This is a genomic window from Salinilacihabitans rarus, from assembly GCF_024296665.1.
In the GTDB taxonomy this organism is placed as follows: domain Archaea; phylum Halobacteriota; class Halobacteria; order Halobacteriales; family Natrialbaceae; genus Salinilacihabitans; species Salinilacihabitans rarus.
The window spans coordinates 1986326-2000559 of record NZ_CP100762.1; the positions used below are offsets into that span (position 1 = coordinate 1986326).

At 67.8% G+C, this 14234-nt stretch carries 12 protein-coding genes and 1 tRNA gene; 2 read left to right on the forward strand and 11 right to left on the reverse strand.

Translation table 11 applies throughout. The features are described 5' to 3' along the window. Positions 1-2: 2 nt before the first annotated feature. The 5 genes from rpoA2 to NKG98_RS10415 are packed head-to-tail and all read right to left on the reverse strand — an operon-like array spanning position 3 to position 7766. The gene (rpoA2, locus tag NKG98_RS10395; protein ID WP_254765857.1) at positions 3-1211 is read right to left on the reverse strand and encodes a DNA-directed RNA polymerase subunit A''; all 1209 of its coding nucleotides are present in this window, start codon (positions 1209-1211) and stop codon (positions 3-5) included. Further along, positions 1204-4128, reverse strand: a complete 2925-nt coding sequence (locus NKG98_RS10400) for a DNA-directed RNA polymerase subunit A' (RefSeq protein WP_254769460.1) — start codon at positions 4126-4128, stop codon at positions 1204-1206. The genes rpoA2 and NKG98_RS10400 overlap by 8 nt, the downstream gene beginning before the upstream one ends. A 4-nt stretch (positions 4129-4132) precedes the next feature. Further along, complete coding sequence (gene rpoB / locus NKG98_RS10405; RefSeq protein ID WP_254765858.1) at positions 4133-5962, reverse strand: DNA-directed RNA polymerase subunit B; 1830 nt, start codon at positions 5960-5962, stop codon at positions 4133-4135. Position 5963: 1 nt separating this feature from the next. Continuing rightward, positions 5964-7538, reverse strand: coding sequence for a DNA-directed RNA polymerase subunit B'' (locus NKG98_RS10410; RefSeq protein WP_254765859.1), 1575 nt, complete (start codon positions 7536-7538; stop codon positions 5964-5966). After that, on the reverse strand, positions 7539-7766 hold the full coding sequence (locus NKG98_RS10415) for a DNA-directed RNA polymerase subunit H (protein ID WP_254765860.1): 228 nt from the start codon (positions 7764-7766) through the stop codon (positions 7539-7541). It abuts the gene before it with no gap. A 282-nt stretch (positions 7767-8048) separates the two neighbouring features. Between NKG98_RS10415 and NKG98_RS10420 the strand changes: the two genes are divergently transcribed. Together NKG98_RS10420 and NKG98_RS10425 are read left to right on the forward strand one after the other, a co-directional pair. Continuing rightward, positions 8049-8121, forward strand: a tRNA-Asp gene (locus tag NKG98_RS10420). A gap of 140 nt (positions 8122-8261) precedes the next feature. Beyond that, the gene (locus NKG98_RS10425; protein WP_254765861.1) at positions 8262-8675 is read left to right on the forward strand and encodes a group I intron-associated PD-(D/E)XK endonuclease; all 414 of its coding nucleotides are present in this window, start codon (positions 8262-8264) and stop codon (positions 8673-8675) included. A gap of 156 nt (positions 8676-8831) precedes the next feature. Here NKG98_RS10425 and NKG98_RS10430 read toward each other — a convergent pair whose 3' ends face one another. From NKG98_RS10430 to NKG98_RS10455, 6 genes are all read right to left on the reverse strand, one after another. Beyond that, positions 8832-9563 (reverse strand): protein-L-isoaspartate O-methyltransferase family protein, encoded by a 732-nt coding sequence (locus NKG98_RS10430; RefSeq protein WP_254765862.1) that lies wholly within the window; start codon positions 9561-9563, stop codon positions 8832-8834. A gap of 237 nt (positions 9564-9800) precedes the next feature. After that, positions 9801-10460 carry a protein-L-isoaspartate(D-aspartate) O-methyltransferase gene (locus tag NKG98_RS10435; protein WP_256558412.1) on the reverse strand — a complete coding sequence of 220 codons (660 nt, stop codon included), beginning with the start codon at positions 10458-10460 and terminating at the stop codon, positions 9801-9803. A gap of 1 nt (position 10461) precedes the next feature. Next, positions 10462-11115 (reverse strand): HVO_0476 family zinc finger protein, encoded by a 654-nt coding sequence (locus NKG98_RS10440; protein ID WP_254765863.1) that lies wholly within the window; start codon positions 11113-11115, stop codon positions 10462-10464. An 80-nt stretch (positions 11116-11195) separates the two neighbouring features. Then, a complete protein-coding gene (locus NKG98_RS10445; protein WP_254765864.1) occupies positions 11196-12143 on the reverse strand; it encodes an aminopeptidase in 948 nt (315 codons plus the stop codon). A 57-nt stretch (positions 12144-12200) separates the two neighbouring features. Beyond that, a complete protein-coding gene (locus tag NKG98_RS10450; protein ID WP_254765865.1) occupies positions 12201-12935 on the reverse strand; it encodes a hypothetical protein in 735 nt (244 codons plus the stop codon). A gap of 50 nt (positions 12936-12985) precedes the next feature. After that, on the reverse strand, positions 12986-14191 hold the full coding sequence (locus tag NKG98_RS10455) for a phosphoglycerate kinase (RefSeq protein WP_254765866.1): 1206 nt from the start codon (positions 14189-14191) through the stop codon (positions 12986-12988). Positions 14192-14234 lie beyond the last annotated feature (43 nt).

Below are 14234 nucleotides of genomic sequence, written 5' to 3' on the forward strand. Positions count from 1 at the left end.
CTTCAGTCGGCCTTCGGGCTGGTCGAGCCCATCCGGAGGTCGACGTCGCCGGTGCCCAGCTTGATCGGCTTGCCGACGATGACGTTCTCCGTGACGCCGTTTAAGTCGTCGACCTCGCCGTGGATCGCCGCGTTGAGCAGGTGGTTGACCGTCACCTCGAACGCCGCCCGCGCCAGAACGGAGTCCTTCGAGCCGGAGATGCCGTGGCGGCCGATCGACTCGATCTCGCCGCGGTTGGTCATGATGTCCGCGACGAGCATCAGGTGGCGGACGTTGACGTCGTCCAGCCCCTGCTCGGCGAGCGTGTTGTTCGTCTCCTCGATGATCGCCTCGCGGGCCGCCTCGACGCCGAGGTTGCGGTAGATCTCGTGGATGTTGTTCGTCGTCGTCCGCGTCGCGTCGACGCCATCGATCTCCAGGACGTCGCCGAAGGCCGACCCCTCGGTGTAGAGGACGAACTCCTCACCGTCGTCTCCGTCCGAGGCGCCCTGCGCCTCGCGCTCCTCGCGGCGGATGACGACCCGCGAGATGTCCTCGATCCCCTTGAACGTGATGTCCCGCAGCTCCTCGACCAGCTGGAGCAGGTCCCGGTACGAGGGTTCCTCGGGGCCGAACTCGACGGTCGTCTCCCGCTGGATGGCCTCGACGCCGAGGTGGTCCTCGATGATCTCGGCGACCTCCTCGGGCGTGATCATCCGCTCTTCGAGCGTGTCGCGGTTGAGCGAGATCTGTACCCGCATGTCCGCGACGTTCGTCGAGACGTCGCCCAGCGCGAGGATCTTCGTCGCCTCGATCTTCCAGACGACCTCGTGGGCCTTCTCGCGCTCGGTAGCGAACTCGTCTTCCAGGTGGACGGTCATCATCGGCGTGTCCGGGGTCTTCCGGGCGTCGACGAGTTCGATCAGCCGCGGCAGCCCCTGGGTGACGTCGATCTCGGCGACCCCCGCGTAGTGGAACGTGTTCATCGTCAGCTGGGTGCCGGGTTCGCCGATCGACTGCGCCGAGACCGTCCCGACGGGGTCGAGCGGGTCGACCCGCGTGTCGAGGTAGCGGTTCTCGACGGCCGTCGCGATCTCGTCGGCCTGCTCGGTCGTGACGCCGTCGCGGGCCTCGATCGTCTCGTAGACGCGGTCCTTGAGCCGCCGGGGGAGGTCGGTGTCCTCGACGACCGCGATCACGTCCTCGCCCACGTCGTACTCGAGTTCAGTCATCGGAGCTCACCTCCGCGCCCTCGGGGGTGCGACGACTGTCCGCGTGCTCCGAGAGGTTCGTCGGCCGCGGCGTGGTGCCGATGAACGCCTCGCGTTCCTCCTCGGAGTCGAACTCGGCTTCGATGACGCGGTCGGCGATCTGATCGACGTCGATGTCGTGTTCCTCGCCCGAGGAGACCTTCACCGGCGAGGTGCCGTCCTCGCCGAACTCGAACTGGACGATGGTGTCGCTGGTGTCGCGGACGGTGCCGTCGTACTGCGTTTCGAGTTCGGAGAGGGCGTTGATCAGCCGCCGCTGGAGGTAGCCGGACTTCGACGTTCGCACGGCGGTGTCGACCAGCCCCTCGCGACCGCCCATCGCGTGGAAGAAGAACTCCCGCGGGGTGAGCCCGGCCGTGTAGGAGTTCTCGACGAAGCCGTGGGCCTCCGCGGAGAGGTCGTTCTCCTGGTAGTGGCTGAGCGTGCGGTTCTCGTAGCCGCGGTTGATTCGCTCGCCGCGAACCGCCTGCTGGCCGACGCAGCCGGCCATCTGGGTCAGGTTGAGCATCGACCCGCGGGCCCCGGAGGTCGCCATGACGACCGCGGGGTTGTCCTCGTCGAAGTGCTCCTCGGCGATGTTCCCCGCGTTGTCGCGGGCCCGCGAGAGCGTCTGCATGATCTTCATCTCGAGGGTCTCGTCGATCGTCCGACCCGGCAGGGACTCCAGTTCGCCCCGCTCGTAGGCCTCGATCAGCTCCTCGACGCGGTCGTAGGCGTCGTCGATGGTCTCGTCGATGCGCGAGCGCGCCTCCGCCGGGATCGTCTCGTCGTCGATGCCGATCGAGAACCCGAAGTGCATGATCGCACGCATCGCCAGCGTCGAGACCTCGTTGATGAAGATCCGCGCGCGCGTGTTGCCGTAGACCTTCGTGATCGTGTCGACGATCTCGCCGCCGAACTCGCCGACCTCGTCCTCGGCGATGGTGCCGGAGACGAGCTGGCCGTCCTCGATGGTGACCTGCTCGCCCGTCGTGCCCGTAAACTCGAGGTTGAGGTCGTCGGGCAGCAGTTCCGAGAAGACGTCCCGGCCGGTCCAGAACGGCTCGCCCTCGTCGTCGATGCCGCTCGGCTCGGGCAGTTCGTCGATCCGGGTCGCCCGCAGGAGGTCGAGCGCCTGCGTCTCGTTAAAGCGCGGGTTGTCGTGGGTCAGCAGGTAGGTCCCGCTGATGTGGTCCTGGATCGCGCCGATGATGTTCTCGCCGAAGCGCGGGGAGAGGATCTGCTCCTGGACGCGCATCAGGACGCGGGCCTCGGCGCGGGCCTCCTCGTTCTGGAGGGCGTGCATGTTCATCTCGTCGCCGTCGAAGTCGGCGTTGTACGGCGGACAGACGACGGTGTTCAGCCGGAAGGTCTTGTACGGCATGACCACGACCTCGTGGGCCATGATCGACATCCGGTGTAGCGACGGCTGGCGGTTGAAGATGACGATGTCGCCGTCGATGAGGTGCCGGTTGACCTCCCAGCCGGGTTCGATCTTCTCCGAGAGCTCCTCGCAGTTCTTCTCGGTCACCTTCAGCCGGCGGCCGTCCGGCCGGCGCACGTAGTTCGCGCCCGGGTGGGCCTCGGGGCCGTTGCGGACGTAGCGCCGGGCGTCGGCGAGGTTGCGCTCGGTGACGTTCATCGTCTGGGTCATCTCCTTTGCCACGCGGTCGGGGACGCCGACCTCGTTCAGGCTAAGCGTCGGGTCCGGCGAGATGACCGTCCGCGCGGAGAAGTTCACGCGCTTCCCGGACAGCGAGCCGCGGAATCGGCCCTCCTTGCCCTTGAGCCGCTGGGAGAGGGTCTTCAGCGGCCGGCCGGAGCGGTGGCGGGCCGGCGGCGTCCCGCTGATCTCGTTGTCCATGAACGTCGTGACGTGGTACTGCAGCAGTTCCCACAGGTCCTCGATGATGAGTTGGGGAGCGCCGGCCTCGCGGTTCTCCATGAACCGCTGGTTGATCCGGATGATGTCGACCAGCTTGTGCGTGAGGTCGTCCTCGGAGCGCTGGCCGTTGTCGAGGGTGATCGACGGCCGTGCCGTCACGGGCGGTACCGGCAGCACCGTCAGGATCATCCACTCGGGCCGGGAGCGCTCGGGGTCGATGCCCAGCACCTCGATGTCCTCGTCCGGGATGTCCTCGAACCAGTCGCGGATGTCCGAGGGCATCAGCTTGTTCGTGTCCTCCTCGGTGAGGTCGATGCCGAGTGCCTTCTCGATGGCCTTGCGCTGGCCCTCGCGTGGGCGGAACGATCCCGAGAGGATCTCGTTGATCCGCGAGAGTTCGATCTCGGTCTCCGCGGCGAGTTCGTCCGGCGTCGTCCGCTCCTCGTCCTCGCCGCCCTGCATCGCCGCGGCGATACGCTGGGAGTACTCGCTGGTGAGGACCTGCTGGACCTCGTAGTACGTGGTCGGCTTCTCGTGTTCGATGTCGTACTGGATCTCGCCGCAGTGGGGACAGCGGTCCTTCTTGCGGGCCTGCCTGATCGCCGCCTTCGTCACCTCGTTCAGGTCCCGACCCAGCTTTCGCGACTCGACGATCTGGTCGCGGAACTCGTCTTTCTCCTCCTCCGTCAGGAGCAGCCGCGAACACTCCCGGCAGGTCCCACGCAGCAGGCGCCGGATGAGCTTCGTGAAGCCGACGTGGATGACGGGCGCGGCGAGTTCGATGTGGCCGAAGTGGCCGTTACACGACCCCGAGTGTTTCCCGCAGGTCTTGCACTCCAGACCGGGATCGATCACGCCGAGTCGGGGGTCCATCAGCCCCATGTCGATGGGGAAGCCGTCGTCGTCGTAGGTGTCGGCCGTGATGATCTTCGTCGCGCTCATCTCCCGGTACTCCTCGGGCTCCATGAGCCCGAAGTTGATCGATCCGATGTCCTTCGGTGTGGTGTTTCTGATCATCTTAGACGGCGTCCTCCAGTTCGAGTCGCGGCGCGATGCCGAGTGCCTTCATCTCGTCTAACAGGAGCTTGAACGCGTAGCTCATCTCGATCTCGTGGATGTCGGTCTCCTCGTCGCAGTTCGGACAGTAGACCCGGCGTTGCTCGACGTTCTCGACCGCGCTCATCCCGCAGTTGCCACAGACGTGGATGAACTCGCGGTCGGACTCGTCGAGCAGGCGCTCCTTGAGCGTCATCGCGGCGCCGTGACCGATGAAGACGTCGCGCTCCATCTCCCCGATACGGAGCCCGCCCTCGCGGGCGCGGCCCTCGGTGGGCTGGCGGGTGAGCACCTGCACCGGCCCGCGCGAGCGGGCGTGCAGTTTGTTCGAGACCATGTGGTAGAGCTTCTGGTAGAAGATCACGCCCACGAAGATCTCGGCCTCGATCTTCTCGCCCGTCACGCCCGAGTACATGACCTCCTTGCCGGCGGAGTCAAAGCCCGACTCTTCCAGACCCTTCCGGAGGTCCTCCTCGTCCTCGCCGAGGAACGGCGTGCCGTCGACCCGTCGCCCCTCCATCGCGCCGAGTTTGCCGCCGATCATCTCCAAGATGTGCCCGACGGTCATCCGCGAGGGCAGCGCGTGCGGGTTGACGACGAGGTCCGGCACGACCCCCTCCTCGGTGAACGGCATGTCCTCCTGTGGCGCAAGGTGGCCGACGACCCCCTTCTGGCCGTGGCGGCTGGCGAACTTGTCCCCGAGTTCGGGGATGCGCTCGTCGCGCACGGAGACCTTCGAGAGCTTCGAGCCGTCCTCGCCCTCCATCAGCGTGACCGTGTCGACGACGCCCGACTCGCCCGAGCGCATCGTCACGGAGGTCTCGCGGCGCTTCTGGGGCGAGAGCCCGCCCATGTCGTCGGGTTCCTCGAGGAACCGCGGCGGCGAGGTCTTGCCCAGCAGGACGGAGTTCTCGTCGACCTTCGTCTCGGGGTTGACGAGGCCGTCCTCGTCGAGGTGGGCGTAGGCCTCCTCGCCGCGGGCCCCGCGGACGTCCTGGGAGGGGATCTCGAAGCGGTCCTCCTGACCGCCCGGGTAGCGGCGCTCCTCGCCCTCGTAGGTCCGGAAGAAGTGCGAGCGGGCGAGCGCGCGCTCGACGCTGGCCTTGTTCATGACCAGCGCGTCCTCGATGTTGAACCCCTCGTAGCTCATCACGGCCACGACGAAGTTCTGGGCCGCGGGGCGGTCGTCGAAGCCGATCTGCTCGGTGGTCTGGGTCTTGACCATCGAGAGCTGCGGGTAGTGCAGCAGGTGCTGGCGGGTGTCCGGCCGGATCCGGTAGTTGGCGGCCGGCAGCCCCAGCGACTGCTTGATCATCCCCGCGCCCATGGTAATGCGCGGGCTGGCGTTGTGCTCGGGGTAGGGGATCATCCCCGCGCCGATCCCGAAGATCAGCGAGGGGTCGATCTCGAGGTGGGTGTGATCGTCGGTGAGTTCGTCCTCGTCGACGGCGACGTAGATGTCCTCTTCCTCCTCGGCGTCGATGAACTCGATGTAGCCGTGGTCGACGAGGTCCTCGAACTCGAGGTCGCCATCGCGCAGCGCCCCGATCTCCTCCTCGGAGATGCGCGGCTCGCCGTCCTCGACGACCAGCAGCGGGCGTCGCGCGCGACCGGCGTCGGCGTTGACGATCACCTCGCGGGTGCGCTCTTTCACCGAGACGTTGACCATCTCGCTGACGTCGCCGATGCGACGCGCTTCGCGGATCTGTTCGGCCAGCTCGTGGGGGTCCGGGTGGGTCCCGACGAGCGACCCGTTGACGTACACCTTGGCTTCTCGTTGTTGACTACTCATGTCAGTCGTCTGCGGGGGTTCGGTCGACGCCCTCGAGGCCAGGGATGCCCTGGACACCCATCGACGCCAGTTCGCGTTTGAGTTCCTGTTCGTCCTCGACGTCCTGGGAGAGCTCCATCGCCTGCGCGAAGTTCTTCACCAGGCCACAGTTCGGTCCCTCGGGAGTCTCCGAGGGGCAGATGCGACCCCACTGGGTCGCGTGCAGGTCCCGCGCCTCGAAGTGCGGCTGCGACCGTGACAGCGGCGAGCGCAGCCGGCGCAGGTGGCTCAGAACCCCCATGAAGTCGGTCCGGTCGACGAGCTGGGAGACGCCGGAGCGCCCGCCGACCCAGTTGCCCGTCGCGATGGGGTGTTCGAGCCGTTCGGTCAGCACGTCCGAGCGGACGACGGTGTTGACCGACAGCTGGCGGTTGCGCATGTTCGCCCGTTCGAGCTGGTACTTCACGTCGCGGGCCAGCTTGTTCAGCGCCGTCCGGAACAGGTCTTTCATCAGGTCGCCCGACACTTTGAGCCGCTTGTTCGCGTAGTGGTCCTTGTCGTCGGCCTCGCGGCGCCCGAGCGCGAGTTCGAAACAGGCCTCGGCCATCCGGCAGAGGTAGTGGGCCTTGTTGATCCGGACGTCCTCCTCGTCGACGCCGTCCTCGTGGAGGTGCGGCAGGAGGTAGCGGTCGATGACGTAGTTGGCGCGTTTGAGCTGGTAGTTTTTGCCCTGGCCGGAGGCGACCCGGCGACCGAGGGCCTCGATGGCCTCCTCTTTCGTCTGGACCTCGGCCTCCTCTAAGTTCTCGAGCATGTACTTGACGATCTCCGGGTCGTTCGAGACCCGGTGGACGATCTCCTCGTCGGACTCCAGCCCGAGCGCGCGCACGAGCGTCACGAAGTTGATCGAGCCCGAGACGGAGGGGAACGAGACCTCGAGCAGTCCGTTGCGCGTCCGCTCACAGAGGACGAGCGCGCGGTACCCCCGCCGCTGGCTGAACGTCTTCGCGACCTGGATCTCGTCGCCGTACTTGGTGTCGTACTCGGCGAGGATCTTGTTCGGCGCGAGGTCCTCGCTGGTCATCAGCACTCGCTCGGAGCCGTTGACGATGAAGTAGCCGCCGGGATCGGCGGGGTCCTCGCCGATCTCGATCAGTTCCTCGTCGGAGAAGCCCGCGATGTTGCACTTCTCGGAGCCGACCATGATCGGCATCCGGCCGATCTTGGTCTCGGTCTGGTCGACCACCCGCTGGTCGCTCTCCTCGCCCTTGACGATCGACATCTCCATGAAGACGGGCGCGGAGTAGGTGATGTTGCGAAGCCGGGCCTCCTGCGGATAGAGCAACTCTTCGGAGCCGTCGGCCTCCCGAACCCGGGGGGTCACCACGCGCACGTCGCCGAGTTCGACGTGTACCGGTTCCTCGCCCTCCTTGTCGCCGATGTCGGTGTCGATCGTCGCCTTCTCGTCGACGACCTCCTGCATGCCGCGGGTGAGGAAGGCGTTGAACGATCGGTAGTGGTGTTCGGCGAGCCGTTCCCGCGAGAAGTACTCCCTCGAAATGTCGCGTCGTGTCGTTCGGTTCAGTTCCATGTCCATCTATTCTACCACGAGTCGGTAGACCACGGCTTGGTCGGTCGTTCGCGAGTCCCGGACGATCTTGATGACGTCCCCGACCTCCGCCTCGTCGGGAAGCGCCGGATCGGTGCGTTTGATTTTCGGCAGGTCTGTGCGGTCGATGTCGTACTCCTCGAGCACGCCCTCGAGGGTCTCTTCGTCGAGGACGGTGTGCTCCGGAACGAGTTCGTGTTGGCTTACGTCTACCATGTGTTGGTCTGGGCTAACGAGAGAAGCGGCTGTCACGAGATACTACAGACACCTATCGGCGGCAGCCATTTAACGGTTTCTAACTCGAATCCAAAAGCGTGGCTACCCGGACCGGCTACCCTGACCGGGAGCGACTGTCACACCTGACGGTTGCCCGGTATCGGTTATAGCCCTTCCGGGAGCTATCAACTCGCCAACCGTCTCCCGTGCCCCGTTTCGCCGTACCACACGTCTCCCGATTGGAAAGCCTTAATACTTCGACCGGGGAACGATGAGTTGCGAGCCCGGGTGGTGTAGTGGCCCATCATACAACCCTGTCACGGTTGTGACGCGGGTTCAAATCCCGCCTCGGGCGCTTTCTCGGATTCTCGATTCGCGAGCGTTCGGTCTCGCGCGCTCGAACGGTCCAGTTTCTCGTCCGTAAATTCGGTCAGCGTGAGTTCAGACTACGCGACCAACCTATAGATTAAGTAATAATACGAGACCAGAACCGACGTGGGTAACTCGAAAGACATCGGTGACGAAACGGAGGCGGTAATTATCTCGCACCTCGTCGCGGATGGCTACAGCGTCGCGATCCCTTTCGGCGACAACGACAGGTACGACCTCGTGGTCGACGACGAAGAAAACCTCTATCGAGTGCAGTGTAAAACCGCGTGGCGAAACAAAGAACGGACGATACGGTTCAACACGCACTCACAGACGACGAAAGACGGCCAGTATCACGAAAGGACGTATCACGAAGAAATCGATGGGTTTCTCGTTCGATACCCGGAGAACGATCGTCTCTATTGGATCGGAATCGACGACGCGACCGAACAGAAAATGGAACTTCGGTTCGAAGCGCGCATAGATCACCCATCCATCAACTGGGCTGCTGATTACGAATTCGACGGGAAAATTCCGTAAGAAGGAGATCAAAGACGCCGTTCAACGGCAGATGAAAATCGAGTGCCGTGGACGGGAATCGACTCGGCGGTGCGGGCACACCTCAATCAACGTACCGGTGTCAGACCCCCAACCGGGACCCAATCTGCCGGATAGCGATACTACCGACTCGAACCCTCAGTCCCACTCGATCCACTCCTGTTCCCAGCCGGCACGGGACTGCGAGCGGGCGATCGCGTGCTCGACGTCCTCGCGGGCGGTCCGGTTGCGCTCGACCGCGCCCGTCTGTTCGCCGTCGACGAGCAGCGGGTCGAACGAGACCGCCCCGAACGCCTCGGTCGAGCCGTCCGCCGAGACGGCTTCGAGGCGCTGGCGGTGGGCGCCCTTCGGGTACACCAGCCGTCCGCCGTCGGCCAGTTGGTCGAGAAGCGCCTGCGGCGGGGCGACCGCGGCCGCCTCGACGAGGATGCGGTCGAACGGGGCGTACTCCGGTAGCCCCCGGGCGCCGTCGCGACAGTCCACGAGGACGCCGCCGTAGCCGGCCCGTTCGAGGTTGGCTCGCGCCTCGTAGACGACCGGGCGGGCGATGTCGACCGCGTGGACGTTCGCCTCGCCGACGAGTTCCGCGAGGACGGCGGCGGTGTAGCCGACGCCGGCGCCGACGACGAGCGTCGAGTGTCCCTCGCGCGCGGAGAGCGCCTCCAGCAGGCGCGCGACGGTGGACGGCGAGAGGACGCGCGTCCCGAGACACTCGTGGTCGCGGTCGGCGTAGGCGACCCGCTCGTCCTCGACGAACTCGTGACGGGGGACGGCGCCCATCGCGTCGGCGAGGGCGCCGTCGGCGAGGACGGCCTTGGACTCGTGGGTCAGCCCGTCGACCATGTCCTCGCGCAGTACCGCGAGGTCCATACGCCCGGTATCGCCCCGTCGGTAATCAATGGCCCGCTTGCGCATCCGCCGACGGCGACGCCGCTGTCGCGACCGGCCGGCGTCGGCCGGCCACTCGCGGTACCGGTCCCGTACGCGCACCCGTCAGTCGTCGCGATCGGCGCGCAGCAACAGCAGGGGCTCGGTGTCGAGATTCGAGTCGAGAGCGGCCGTGCCCGCTGGAGAGAGGGGCGGACCAAAACGGTGGGAGAACGGCCATCAGCCGCGCAGCGGGACGAACCGGACCGCGCCGTGGTCCTCGCGGTCGAGCGACCCGTCCTCGCGCTTGTACGCGAAGACGAGCGTCTGTCGGGCGCTCCCGATGGGCGCGAGGAGGCGGCCGCCGGTGCGGACCTGCTCGACGACGGGGTCGGGGAACGACGGCGCCGCGCAGGTCACGTAGGCGGCGTCGAAGGGGGCCCGCTCGGGCCAGCCCTCGCGGCCGTCGCCGGTGCGGACGGAGACGCCCCCGTAGCCGAGGTCGGCGAGGGTCTCCCGGGCGCGCTCCGCGAGGTCGGCGCCGTACTCGACGCTGTAGACGTTCCCGTCGCCGACGAGTGCGGCGGTGACCGCGGCGTGGTAGCCACAGCCGGTGCCGATCTCGAGGACCTCGTCGCCGGGTTCGAGGTCGAGCAGGTCCGCCATGATGGCGACCATGTGCGGGGCGCTGATCGTCTGGCCGTCGCCGATCGGCAGCGGCCGGTCCTCGTAGGCGGCGGTCCGACGACCCGGCGGGACGAACTCGTGGCGGGGGACGGCCGCGAGCGCGCGGCGGACGCGGTCGCTCGCGTCGGTCTGCCGGGCGACGGCGTCGGCCATCCGCTCGCGGGCCGACGCGAACTCGTCCGCGTCGTCCGGGCCCGTCGGATCGTCGGTCACGTTACCACGCCGACCAGGCCGACGTCGTCTGGTCGAAGGCGTAGACGCGCTTGGCGTCTTTCGCGAGGACGGTGTCGCCCTCGTGTTCGTATCGGTCGCGGCGGTAGCCCGTCGCGTCCCCCCGGACGACGAAGGCGTCGACCTCGAACTCGTCGTCGCCGAACTCCTCGACGGCCCCGACCGCGAACTCGTAGTCGCCGGGGACGTAGACGGTGACGCTCCGGCTGTCGTCGCGGCGGCCGTCCTTCGGGTGGATCGTCACGTCGACGGCGACGTTGTCGACCTCGCGGGTCCAGACGGTCCGGACCTCGTCGGCGGGGGCCTCCTCGACGCGGCGGTCGTCGCCGACCTCGACGCTCGTCACGCGGACGGTCGCCAGCACCTCCTCGGTTTCGAGGAGGAACTCGTCGCCGACGGCGACGGTCTCGTCTTCGGGGGTCGTGACGTTCGCCGTGAACGATTCGCCCTCCTGGGAGACGACCACGTCGAGGGTCACTTCGCGCTCGCGTTCGGGCTGGATCTTGTGGACGTGCCCGCACTCGCCACAGCGGACGGTGAGGGCCCCGCCGCCCGGCGAGAGCACCTCGTGGACCGTCTCGAGCTCCGGCGAGCACGAGGGGCAGGTCGTCGGGATCCGGTCCTGAGTGTCGCTCATGGAACGGCGTACACGCCGCGGCCGTAAAAGGCGATTGGACGGCGTCTCGGGGGGACGGGCGCGGAGAGCGACGTCGTTCGCTAGTTTCGCGGAAGTTCGACTTCCTCCCCGTCCGCGTACACCGTCGGCTCCCGCACGATCCCGTCGAGGTGGATCGGCGCCTCGGTGTCGCCGCCGATGCCCGCGTCGTCGCCGATGGCGACGTGGATCGTCCCGCCGGCCTTCTCGTCGAGCAGGACCGAGCCCACGAGTTCGGTGACCGCGACGTTCGTCCCGACGCCGAGTTCCGCGAGGTTGTACGCGGCGTCGCCGACCTCCTCGGCGGCGGCCGCGACCTGCTCGCGGACCTCGTCGTCCGCGATGTCGGTGACGAGGCCGTCCTCGACGGTGAACTCGACCGTCTGCCCGTCGTCGAGGAGGCCGTAGGGCATCATCGTCCCGTCGACGACGACCGTGCCGTCGGCGGACGCGGGGCTGACGAACACCTCGCCGGCGGGGAGGTTCGAGAACGTACCGGGGTCGGTCACGTCGCCGGTGTCGTCGAGCCACTCGCGGTCGCCGGGGCGGAAGGTGACGTCCGTCCCGCGGTCGGTCTCGACGCGGACCTCCGCGGCGCCGGCGACCTGCTCGATGGTACGCTCGCACGCCTCGCGGATGCGGTCGTAGTCGGCGTCCAGCCCCGTGGTGAACACCTCCTCGGTGATCCCCGGGAGGGTGGCGCCGCGGGCGCCCGCCTCGGTCGCCCGCGAGCGCGCCCGGGTGTGGCTCAGGCTCTTGGTCGTCGGCGCGAGGAACGCGTCGGCCTCGCGGAGGGCGGCCGCGACCGGCGCCGGTGGCTCGGCCCCGTGCTGTTCGCCCGGCGGGTAGCGAACGATCGTCGCGTCGTCGGTGATCCCGCTGGCTACCTCGTAGAGCGCCTCGCCGATCGCTTCGCGCTCGTCGTCGGTGACGATCGCACAGGACTCGTCGGGCTGGAGGTCGAGACACTGTCGGAGGGCCGTCTCGGCCGGCGGACGAAGGTCGGACATATCTGGGCGTGCGCGGGGCGGGCGGTTATGCCTTCTGGGATGCGGTGCGACTCGCGGTCACTCCTCGTCGCCGCCCCGCAGCATCCGCCGGAGGGAGTCGTGGCCGCGGCTTCGGGACCCGCCCTTCGAGAGGCGGATGCCCTCGAACGTCTCCGCGTCGGCCGGCGGCCGGCCGGTCGCGTCGATGTGGTCCATGTGGTAGGCGAGGCGGTTCGCCGGCGCGAGCGCGAGCGTCAGGCCGAGAAACGACGCCGCGACGGCCGCCGTCGAGAGGCCGAGGGCGCCGGCGGCGACGCCGGCGACGAAGTAGACGAAGGCGTCGATCACGAGCAGGACGGTGACCGTGACGAGCGCGTCGTTGACGGCGGTGACCTCGGCGTTGTGCTCGATCCACTCGCCGTAGCTTCGCAGGAGCGTCTCCGCGAACGCCTCGTCCGCGAGCGCCGCCTCCAGCGCGGTCCGGTCGACGCCGCCCCGGAGGTTCGAGGCGGTGTAGGTGACGCCGGCGATGGCCGTCGACACCAGCAACAGGAGCGCGCCGACGCCGGTGTGGACGTTGACGAACGCCGCGACGTCCAGCCCCGCCTGCCCGACGATCGAGAGGGCGGTGACGAACACCCCGATGATAAGCAGGTTCGCCTTCAGGAGTTCGATCGCCTTGCTGTCGATCTCGCGGAGGCGCTGGACCTGGTACTCGAAGGTGGCCTTCGCCTCCGCCAGCGCGAGGGTCGTGGCCGCGTCGAGGTCGGCGTCGGCCGCGGGTTCGGGATCGACGTCCGGGTCGAGCGACACGGGCGGTCGGTGCGGAGACCAGCCCTATCAACGTGGCGGTCCCGGCGACCTCAGGCCTCTCGTTCGAGGACCTCGACGCCGACGAGCGGTTCGCCCGTCAGCGCGCGGACGTAGGCCCCGCCGGCGATCGAGACGTGCGAGAAGTCCTCGGCGTCGAGGTCGTAGAGGTCGACCGCCCGCGAGGTGTCGCCGCCGCCGACGACCGAGAAGCAGTCCGTCTCGGCGATGGCCCGCAGGACCTCGACGGTGCCGTGGGCGAAGCGCTCGTCCTCGAAGACGCCGAGCGCACCCTTGACGAAGGCCGCCTCGGAGTCGCGGACGAGGTCGGCGTAGGCGTCGGCGGTCTCGGAGCCGACGTCGAGGTAGGAGGTGTCCTTCGCGAGACCCTCGACGGGGGCCTCGGCGCGCTCGCCGTCGTCGCCCTCGTAGGCGAGGTCGGTCGCGAGGTGGAGGCGGTCGCCGTACTCGTCGAGGATGCGCTCGATGGTGTCGGCGTGGTCGTCCCACTGGTGGTCGAAGAACTCGGTGCCGTCGACGTCGTAGCCGACGTCGTGGCCCGCGGCCCGCAGGAACAGTTCGCCGACGATGCCGCCGAGACAGAACCGGTCGACGGTGTCGTCGACGCGCTCGATGACCGGGATGAGGTCCTCGGCTTTGGTCCCGCCGAGCACCATCGTGACGGGGCCGTCGAACTCGCGGGTCTGGATCGCGGAGTTGGCGGTGTACTCGGCCTCCATCACCCGGCCCGCGTAGGCGTCCATGACGACCGGGAAGCCGACCAGCGAGGCGTGCGAGCGGTGGGCCGCCGAGTAGGCGTCGTTGACGTAGGCGTCGAACTCGGGGGCGAGCGTTCGGACGAACTCCGTCTCGGCCTTCACTTCGGGGTCCTCCTCGGGGAGTTCCTCGTCGCACATCCGTGCGTTCTCGAGGACGAGCACGTCGCCGCCCTCGAGGTCGCGGATCGCCGCGAGCGCCTCCTCGCCGAAGGTGTCGGCGACGAAGCCGACCTCGCGGTCGAGGTGGTCCGCGAGGACGTCGGCGTGCTGTTCGAGCGAGACGAACGAGTCGCGGCCGGGCCGGCCCTGGTGGGCGAGGACGGCGACGGCGTGGTCGTCGGCGAGCAGTTCGCGCAGGGTCTCGGCGTGGCGGCTGAACCGGCGGTTGTCCTGTACGGTGCCGTCCTCGACGGGGGAGTTCAGGTCACAGCGAACCAGCAGCCGCTGTCCGGGCTCGAGGTCGTCGATCGTCTGGAACATAGGTGTACGGGGGCGGCGAGAGCGCTTAAAAGGGGTGGATCGG

What these genes read in the sequence shown, in the direction of transcription:
- NKG98_RS10415 (WP_254765860.1), bottom strand. Translation starts at nt 7,766, where the DNA reads ATGGTAGACGTAAGCCAACACGAACTCGTTCCGGAGCACACCGTCCTC.
- rpoA2 (WP_254765857.1), bottom strand. Translation starts at nt 1,211, where the DNA reads ATGACTGAACTCGAGTACGACGTGGGCGAGGACGTGATCGCGGTCGTC.
- NKG98_RS10430 (WP_254765862.1), bottom strand. Translation starts at nt 9,563, where the DNA reads ATGGACCTCGCGGTACTGCGCGAGGACATGGTCGACGGGCTGACCCAC.
- NKG98_RS10410 (WP_254765859.1), bottom strand. Translation starts at nt 7,538, where the DNA reads ATGGACATGGAACTGAACCGAACGACACGACGCGACATTTCGAGGGAG.
- NKG98_RS10455 (WP_254765866.1), bottom strand. Translation starts at nt 14,191, where the DNA reads ATGTTCCAGACGATCGACGACCTCGAGCCCGGACAGCGGCTGCTGGTT.
- NKG98_RS10440 (WP_254765863.1), bottom strand. Translation starts at nt 11,115, where the DNA reads ATGAGCGACACTCAGGACCGGATCCCGACGACCTGCCCCTCGTGCTCG.
- rpoB (WP_254765858.1), bottom strand. Translation starts at nt 5,962, where the DNA reads ATGAGTAGTCAACAACGAGAAGCCAAGGTGTACGTCAACGGGTCGCTC.
- NKG98_RS10445 (WP_254765864.1), bottom strand. Translation starts at nt 12,143, where the DNA reads ATGTCCGACCTTCGTCCGCCGGCCGAGACGGCCCTCCGACAGTGTCTC.